This window comes from Denitrobacterium sp. (genome assembly GCF_056180635.1).
Map to the genome: position 1 here is coordinate 1 of NZ_JAZZJS010000011.1, position 7,665 is coordinate 7,665.

Genomic DNA, 7,665 nt, shown 5'->3' on the forward strand with positions numbered 1-7,665 from the left:
CATTATCGCCGACACCAAGTTTGAGTTTGGCATCATTGACGGACAGCTTACGCTCATCGACGAATGCCTCACGCCCGACAGCAGTCGCTTCTGGCCGCAGGAAGGCTACGTCGAAGGTGTGGTGCAGCCCAGCTACGACAAGCAGTATGTGCGTGACTGGTTGCGTGCCAACTGGGACATGACCGGAGAGCCGCCGCATCTGCCCGCCGACGTCATCGAGGCCACGAGCCAGAAATATATGCAAGCTTACGAGCTCATCACGGGCCGAACGCTTTAAAATAGACAGTCCGCAGAGCCGTCGCTAATCCCCTCGGGAATTGCGGCGGTTCTCCTGTTGCAGTACGTAATGTCCATCTAGGAGTATCCATGTCCCAGCGTAACCCCATGAACGAGCGTTATCAGAACGCCGACGAGCATAAGGGCAAGAGCCGCCGTAGCGCCGCATCCGCCAAGCCCGTTAGCAAGGCCGCTTCCAGCGTCCGCATCGAGGGCGCGAAGAAGCCCGAGAAGACGGGCCTGTTCGGCCAGAAGAAGCGCCCGCAGGAAAGCGCCGAATCCCGCGCCGCATCGCGCGAGGAGCGCGCCCGCTACTACGATCCGGGTACGCCCGAGTACAAGAAGTGGCGTCGTTACTGGTGGGTTTCCATCGCCGCTGCCCTGGCGCTCACCATCCTGTCGTTCGCGCTGCAGATGTGGCTCCCCGCCGACATCATTTGGGTAAGCTACGTGCTCCTGGGCCTGGGCTACGCCCTGCTCATCGTTTCCATCGCCATCGACGTGGTGAAGGTGCGCAAGATTCGCAAGAACTATGCTGCGAACGCCGCCGGCTCCCGCTCCAAGGAAGCCACGCGTCAGCGCAAGGCCGCTAAGGCCGCTGCCAAGAAGGCCGAGGAGGAGCGCGCCGAGCGCGAGGCCCTCGACGCCGCCAAGCGCGCTGCCGCCAAGCAGAACCGCTCGAATCCCCTGGGCGGCTTGAAGGCGAAGTTCGCGAAGAAGGATTCCGCCGAATAGCGGCGCCGGTATTTGCATGCACAAGGAAGGCCTGGTTCCCGTAGTTGCGGAGCCGGGCCTTTTTGCTTCGCGCGTGGCATCTGGGGGTATCTTCTGTTTTCCCTACGCTGCGCAAAGGGCATGCTCGGCGTCCCTTGCAGCGGGCTGTATACTTTGCTCAATTGAGACGGAATGCGAAGGATGGTCATGAGACTCGTTTCGTGGAATGTAAACGGCTTGCGTGCCGTGGCGAAGAAGGGCTTTGCGGAGTCCTTCGAGCAGCTTGACGCCGATATCTTCGCCCTGCAGGAAACCAAGCTGCAGGAAGGTCAGATCGACCTGGAATTCCCCGGTTATACCAGCTATTGGAGCTACGCCGATCGCAAGGGCTATTCGGGCACGGCGGTGTACGCGCGCAAGGAGCCCCTTCGCGTGCTGCATAGCATGGGCCGCCCCGAACTCGATGCGGCGGGCGAGGGTCGTATCTGCGCGCTCGAGTATCCCGCGTTCTGGTTCGTATGCGTATACACGCCCAATGCCAAGAACGAGCTCGCGCGTATCGATGGCCGCATGGAATGGGATGATGCGTTCCGCGATTTCTGCAAGGGCCTCGAAGAGGGAACCACGCCCGAGGGCCCGCATACGGCAGACCCGAAACCCGTTATTATGTGCGGCGATTTCAACGTTGCGCACAACGAGATCGACTTGAAGAACCCTGGCCCCAACCGTGGCAAGGCGGGCTTTTCCGACGAGGAGCGCCAGAAGTTCACTACGTTGCTCGACGCTGGCTTCATCGACACGTTCCGCCAGCTTAACCCCGAAACCACGGGTGCGTATTCGTGGTGGAGCTACCGCTTCCATGCGCGCGAGAACAACGCGGGGTGGCGCATCGACTATTTCCTGGTGAGCGAGCAGTTGCGCGACAAGGTGCGCATGGCGCTCATCCATTCCGATATTTATGGCAGCGACCATTGTCCCGTGTCGCTGGAACTCGACGCATAAGGAGACTACGTGAGTAACGAACTCGATATTTCGGGCAAGGCTATGGACCTGAAGAAGGTCGAGGAGGGCGTGCGCCTCATTCTGGAGGGCGTGGGCGAAGATCCGAATCGCGAGGGCCTGCTGAAGACGCCGGAGCGCGTGGCGAAGATGTACGCCGAGTGCTTTGCCGGCCTTTCCGCCGACCCCGCCCAGTATTTCGAGACGACGTTCGACGAGCATCATGAGGAAATGGTGCTCGTGCGCGACATCCCGTTCTATTCCATGTGCGAGCATCATCTGGCGCCCTTCTTCGGTAAGGCGCATGTGGCGTACATCCCGGCCAGCGACGGCCGTATCTGCGGTATTTCCAAGCTTGCGCGCCTGGTGGATGCCTTTGCGCGCCGTCCGCAGGTGCAGGAGCGCCTTACCAGCCAGATTGCCGATACGCTCATCGAGCAGCTTCATCCGCAAGGCGTCATCGTGGTTATGGAGGCCGAGCATCTGTGCATGAGCATGCGCGGCGTGAAGAAGCCCGGCTCCAAGACGACGACGAGCGCCGTGCGCGGCGCCTTCGAGAAGAGCCACGCCACGCGCGCGGAAGCACTCTCCCTTATTTTTCGGTAGTAGCAGTTCAACGAAAGGAACTTGTACATGCGTTGCGTAATCTCCGTGCTTGGAAAGGACCAGAGCGGCATTGTTGCGGCTGTGTCCGCCGTTCTGTCCGAATGCCATGCGAACATCGATGATATCTCGCAGACCATTCTGTCGGGCATCTTCAGCATGACCATGATGGTCACGCTCGATACCGACGTGGCCGACTTCAACGAGGTCCAGGAAAAGCTTGCCGCCGTTGCCGAGAAAGTGGGCGTTCAGATTACGCTGCAGCGTCAGGACGTCTTCGACTTCATGTATAAGATCTAGTGCCTGCATCGGGGGAAATATCCGCATGGGGCCCGTATAGCGCAGGTCGCGCGCACGTGTTCGAGGCGTATGGCTCCTGCGTAAGCGGGAACGATTCGGGGTTGTTTGTCGTTGTGGCTGGCCCCGACTGCGGCGCTGCGTCGCGCGAGGCACTTTGCAAGTCCGCGGCTGCCCTTGGATATGGTGACGATGGCGTTACGCTCGTCGATCCGTCTGCCGGCCCCCTTTCCGCCGACGCGCTTCTCGAAGTGCTGGAGGGCCTCGACCCGGTTGCGGTGGTATGCGCGGGCGAGCAGGCTGCCGCCCTTTTCGCCGAGGCGTATCGGTGCGTTGTGGAAGTGGGGAAGCCCCAGCGCGTGCAGGGTAGGGAAGTGCGTTCGTTTCCGCATATCGACGACGAGATGGCGTCGAGCGAAGGGAAGCAGCGCGTATGGCATGCCCTGAAGAGCCTGCCCCATCTTGTCTCCCGGTAGGACGTTGTTTGCTTGATACCCCGTTTCCCTGGAAGCGGGGTATTTTTAATGCCCAGGGCAGCACAAGGGCCGCTTGCGCGGCCCCTGCACCAGACGAGAAAAGCATTACTGCTTTTGGAAGAGTAGCCTCACTATAATCCGTATATTATTCTCCGTCAAGAATAATTTTATGCACGTACCGCGACACCGCTTGGCCAATGGCTAAAATGAGGTCGAATTGCCCACGTGAAGTGAGATAATACGGAACGTAGAGAATAGGGGGCTCTAATCGCTGTATATGCGAGCGGTAACGTGGTCATATTGTGCAAAGCCATCTGCCTTATGCCCGCTATGGGAAAATTGGTAAGTCTACAAGCTGCAATTATGCAAGGAAGGCGCGTATGAACACCTCATTTGTTGCGCGTGCGGCAGGCGCTGCGGCCCTTACGGTCGCGTGCATGTTCGGCCTGGCCGCGTGCTCATCTTCGAGCAATTCCAGCGACGCTGTCGCCGCCAAGGTGAATGGCACGGAAATCTCCGAGCAGACCATTACCGACTACATCGAATCGTTCCGTGCTTCCCAGTCTCTCGAGAGCGAAGACGACTGGGGCAATTGGATGGCCTCGTATGGTATGGATCCGTCGAGCGTCCGCAGCCAGGTAATCGATTACTACGTGCAGAAGGAACTCAAGGTTCAGGCTGCCGAGGAAAATGGCGTGGAAGTCACCAACGAAGAGGTTGACGAGCAGGTTCAGAAGATGAAGTCGAACTACTCGTCCGACGATGCCTGGCAGCAGGCGCTTTCCTCCGCTGGCACCACCGAAGACCAATATCGCGACAGCGTGCGCACTGCCATGCTGGAAAGCAAGCTGAAGGAAGTCGTCGTGAAGGACGAGGATATCGAGCCCACCGACGAGGAAGTCCTTTCCATGGTGAGCCAGTACGCCTCTGCGTTCTCGGGCGCCAAGCGTTCTTCTCATATCCTGTTTAGCAGCGATGACGAGGCAACCGCGCAGAAGGTACTCGACCAGATCAACAACGGCGAGATCACCTTCGAGGATGCCGCGAAGCAGTACTCCACCGATACCGCTTCCGCCGAAAAGGGCGGCGATGTGGGCTGGGACCTGCTGAACTCCTTCGTCGATGCATACCAGACGGCTCTTGATGGTCTGGAAGAGGGCCAGGTTAGCGGTCTTGTAACCAGCGACTACGGCATCCACATCATCAAGTGCACGGAAGTGTATACGGCTCCCGACGAGGTTACGAGCCTCGATCAGGCCCCCGAAGCGCTGGTCGAATACGTCCGCTCGATGGTGAAGAGCAGCAACTTGAGCACGGCATACAACAACTGGCTCGAGGATTACCAGAATGCTGCCGACATCTGGACGGCCGATATGCCTTCTGGTCTGCCGTACGATCTGGATATGTCGAAGTACCAGACCGACACGAGCTCCGATTCTTCTACGAGCGGCTCCACCGATAGCAGCACGAGCACCGATAGCTCTTCGTCCACCGATGCTGCTACGAGCTCGTCTACGGATGCAACCAGCACCGAAGCGTCTTCTGCGGATGGTTCCGCAAGCACCGATGCCTCTAGCAGCTCCGACGCCTCCACGAGCGCATCTTCCACCGACAGCTCTAGCAACTCCGCCTCTACGAGCACTAACTAAAGCTGTTTCGATACGCAACGGAAGCCCCGCGACCTGGCCGAACCAAGTCGCGGGGCTTTTTGCGTTATGGCGGCAAGCTTAGCGGCGGCGGTAACTGAAGCTACAGCTCGCGGCTCTCGTATAGCTTGAGTGAGACGGCGGCGGAGGCTGCCAGGATGATGGCGGCCAGGCAGGCAAGCGCAGCGCAGCAAATTGCAACTCCGGCTGGGGTGCCGAGGAATGCGGCTACGTGTTCCGCCCCGGGGATTGCGGCATCAAATAGTCCACTGTTGGCAAGGAGCACTGTTGGCACGATGAGCAGCAATACGATGATGATGGGGAGAAACTGCGTGGTCCTGGTTTGTCCGAGCTTGAAGTAGATGGGCGTGGCAATGGACGCGATCGTGGCGCCGATAAGCAGGCTGAGCGCCGAAGCGAATGCCATGCTCTGCAGGAGCTCACCGTTCAGCGCAAGCGAGCTTCCCATCTCGCCGGGAATTACGCCGGCGGTGGCAAGGCCTCCTACCAGGAACGCGGCAACGAGCCCTACGGCGATTCCGCCAAGGCCAAGTACCGTGATTGCTCCGTAGCGGCCGAGCACGATGTCGCGACGCGATAGTGGCATGGCAAGGCGGAAGCTGTCCCAATCGTTCTGCTCGTCGTAGAGAGCCGCGACTGTGGCTCCCATCATGAAGAACATGACGGTAGTGATGGAAGGTACGGCAAGAACCGTTTGCATTCCGGCGCTAATAAGGATCGCCGCAAAGAGTCCGAGGCCAAGGAGCTGTTTTCCATAGTTGCGGAAAACCACGAGCTCGATGAGAAATGCGTGCTTCATTATCGCGCACCGCCTTTCAGGGTGAGGGAGAGGTAATCGTCGATGGTCATGCGGTCGCAGGGGACGTCGGGGAAGTTCTCCGCGAAGGCGAATCGGTTGGGAACGAGCAGGTCGATGGCATAGTCGCGCTTGAGATAGCGGATGCTCGCCTCATCGATGATGCCTGATGCGGCTACGCGTTCGAAATCTGCTACGCGGCAGCGGGCGATGCCTGCCATGTCGGTGATTTCGTCTTTCGGCTTATCGAAGACGATGCGCCCCGCGTCGATGCAAACGATGCGGTCGGCTATGCGTTCAAGGTCGGAAGTGATGTGGCTGCTCATGAGGATGGCGCGGCCTGGTTCGGCCACGAAATCGCGGAGGCGTTCGAGTATCTCGTCGCGCGCCATGGGGTCGAGTCCCGCTGTAGCCTCGTCTAGTAAAAGCACCTGAGGATGGTGGGCTAGGGCGCAGGCAAGGGAAAGCTTCATGCCCATGCCGCGCGAGAGGTCCTTCACCTGCTTGTCCATGGGCAAGCCAAGGTCGGATGCGAGTTTCGAAAAGGCGTGCTCATCCCAATTTGCATAGGCGAGAGCGTGGATGCGCCCCGCGTCGTCAACCGTTAGATGCTCAGGCAGCGAAACCGTGTCGAATACGATGCCGATGCGTTGCTTGGCTTCGGCGCCGGATGGGCGCGAGAGCTCCGCGCTCGACGTCCCAAGCATGCTCGCGGTGCCGTCGTCGAGCTCGATGAGCCCCAGCAGCGCTTTGATCGTCGTGGATTTGCCTGCGCCGTTCTGGCCAATGAAACCCACGACTTCGCCTTCGCCTATGGAAAGGCTGACGTTTTCGAGGGAGAACCCCTTGTAGTGTTTGGTGAGCCCGTGGGCCTCGACGAGGTTGCCGCGGGGGTTGCTGGCTGTCATGGAATGTCCTTTCGACGGCGCCCTTGCGGGCGCGCTATTGCTGTATCAGGTCGAGCATTTCCCGAAGCTCGCTGTCGGCAAGGCCGAGCACGCGGGCGCGTTCAACCGCCTGGGAGAGAAGCTCCTCGATTTCGCGTAGCTGTCCTTCGCGGATGAGCTCGGCGTTGCCGCCGGCAACGTAGCTGCCCTTGCCCTGGACGGTCTCGATGAATCCGTCGCGCTCTAGATCGGCGTAGGCGCGTTTCGTGGTGATAGCGCTCAAGCGCAGGCTGTTGGCAAGCGCCCGGATGCTTGGGAGTTGCTCGCCCTCCTTGAGCTCACCGGTGAGAATCGCAGCCTTGATCTGATCCTCTACCTGCTCGTAGATGGGCTTGCTGCTCGCGTTGGAAATGATGATGTCCAATAGTCGTTCCTTCTGCTTTGCTCCGCGGGCGTCCCCTTGGAGCCTGGCGCGTATGGCGTCTGTCTTCGGCGGACCGGGGGATGGGTACTGCTTGTCCTCTGTTGGTCCTACTGTATATACCCGATATGCACAGTATATACGCATCGATATGCAATGCAAGGGATCGTTTTGAGGGGCGGCACATTTCGTGGCAACAAAAAGCAGGTCCATTGCTGGACCTGCTGTATGTACGCTGGCGGAGGAGGAGGGGTCGGCATCCGCTGGCGCGGATCCCGACCCCTCCCTCGCAGGCTCGGTCGGGCGAATTCCTACGAACGTGCCACAGGCACGTTCGCTTGGCGGAATTCCACCTCATCGGTTCGAATCCCTCCGTGCGGCTACGTGGCAACAAAAAAGCAGGTCCATTGCTGGACCTGCTGTATGTACACTGGCGGAGGAGGAGGGATTCGAACCCTCGTTACCCGGGTTACGGGTAAAACGGTTTTCGAGACCGCCGCATTCAACCACTCTGCCACCCCTCCGTGAG

General features: G+C 59.6%; 10 protein-coding genes and 1 tRNA gene. 7 read left to right on the forward strand and 4 right to left on the reverse strand.

Translation table 11 applies throughout. The annotated features are described in order from the left end of the window. From AC04P6_RS01010 to AC04P6_RS01040, 7 genes are all read left to right on the forward strand, one after another. Positions 1-277, forward strand: a 277-nt coding sequence (locus AC04P6_RS01010; RefSeq protein WP_475564728.1) for a phosphoribosylaminoimidazolesuccinocarboxamide synthase, incomplete at its 5' end; no start/stop codon positions are given. Positions 278-366: 89 nt separating this feature from the next. Further along, positions 367-1,011: a hypothetical protein gene (locus tag AC04P6_RS01015; protein WP_475564729.1), complete on the forward strand. Its 645-nt coding sequence runs from the start codon at positions 367-369 to the stop codon at positions 1,009-1,011. A 186-nt stretch (positions 1,012-1,197) separates the two neighbouring features. Then, positions 1,198-1,992: an exodeoxyribonuclease III gene (locus AC04P6_RS01020; RefSeq protein ID WP_475564730.1), complete on the forward strand. Its 795-nt coding sequence runs from the start codon at positions 1,198-1,200 to the stop codon at positions 1,990-1,992. 42 nt (positions 1,993-2,034) lie between these two features. Further along, on the forward strand, positions 2,035-2,595 hold the full coding sequence (gene folE / locus AC04P6_RS01025; protein WP_475564737.1) for a GTP cyclohydrolase I FolE: 561 nt from the start codon (positions 2,035-2,037) through the stop codon (positions 2,593-2,595). A 27-nt stretch (positions 2,596-2,622) separates the two neighbouring features. Next, positions 2,623-2,892, forward strand: a complete 270-nt coding sequence (locus tag AC04P6_RS01030) for an ACT domain-containing protein (RefSeq protein ID WP_475564731.1) — start codon at positions 2,623-2,625, stop codon at positions 2,890-2,892. Next, positions 2,892-3,365, forward strand: a complete 474-nt coding sequence (locus AC04P6_RS01035; protein WP_475564732.1) for a hypothetical protein — start codon at positions 2,892-2,894, stop codon at positions 3,363-3,365. The genes AC04P6_RS01030 and AC04P6_RS01035 overlap by 1 nt, the downstream gene beginning before the upstream one ends. Positions 3,366-3,745: 380 nt before the next feature. Further along, a complete protein-coding gene (locus tag AC04P6_RS01040) occupies positions 3,746-5,014 on the forward strand; it encodes a peptidylprolyl isomerase (protein ID WP_475564733.1) in 1,269 nt (422 codons plus the stop codon). 100 nt (positions 5,015-5,114) lie between these two features. Here AC04P6_RS01040 and AC04P6_RS01045 read toward each other — a convergent pair whose 3' ends face one another. The 4 genes from AC04P6_RS01045 to AC04P6_RS01060 all read right to left on the reverse strand — a co-directional run bounded on the left by AC04P6_RS01045 (position 5,115) and on the right by AC04P6_RS01060 (position 7,660). Further along, on the reverse strand, positions 5,115-5,831 hold the full coding sequence (locus AC04P6_RS01045) for an ABC-2 transporter permease (RefSeq protein ID WP_475564734.1): 717 nt from the start codon (positions 5,829-5,831) through the stop codon (positions 5,115-5,117). After that, positions 5,831-6,736 carry an ABC transporter ATP-binding protein gene (locus AC04P6_RS01050; RefSeq protein WP_475564735.1) on the reverse strand — a complete coding sequence of 302 codons (906 nt, stop codon included), beginning with the start codon at positions 6,734-6,736 and terminating at the stop codon, positions 5,831-5,833. The genes AC04P6_RS01045 and AC04P6_RS01050 overlap by 1 nt, the downstream gene beginning before the upstream one ends. A 34-nt stretch (positions 6,737-6,770) precedes the next feature. After that, on the reverse strand, positions 6,771-7,139 hold the full coding sequence (locus AC04P6_RS01055; RefSeq protein WP_475564736.1) for a GntR family transcriptional regulator: 369 nt from the start codon (positions 7,137-7,139) through the stop codon (positions 6,771-6,773). A 428-nt stretch (positions 7,140-7,567) separates the two neighbouring features. Next, a tRNA-Ser gene (locus AC04P6_RS01060) sits at positions 7,568-7,660 on the reverse strand. Between the last annotated feature and the right edge of the window lie 5 nt (positions 7,661-7,665).

Excerpts from the sequence above, each read along its gene's own strand:
- AC04P6_RS01045 (WP_475564734.1), bottom strand. The coding sequence starts at position 5,831 with ATGAAGCACGCATTTCTCATCGAGCTCGTGGTTTTCCGCAACTATGGA.
- folE (WP_475564737.1), top strand. The coding sequence starts at position 2,035 with ATGGACCTGAAGAAGGTCGAGGAGGGCGTGCGCCTCATTCTGGAGGGC.
- AC04P6_RS01030 (WP_475564731.1), top strand. The coding sequence starts at position 2,623 with ATGCGTTGCGTAATCTCCGTGCTTGGAAAGGACCAGAGCGGCATTGTT.
- AC04P6_RS01020 (WP_475564730.1), top strand. The coding sequence starts at position 1,198 with ATGAGACTCGTTTCGTGGAATGTAAACGGCTTGCGTGCCGTGGCGAAG.
- AC04P6_RS01050 (WP_475564735.1), bottom strand. The coding sequence starts at position 6,736 with ATGACAGCCAGCAACCCCCGCGGCAACCTCGTCGAGGCCCACGGGCTC.
- AC04P6_RS01040 (WP_475564733.1), top strand. The coding sequence starts at position 3,746 with ATGAACACCTCATTTGTTGCGCGTGCGGCAGGCGCTGCGGCCCTTACG.
- AC04P6_RS01015 (WP_475564729.1), top strand. The coding sequence starts at position 367 with ATGTCCCAGCGTAACCCCATGAACGAGCGTTATCAGAACGCCGACGAG.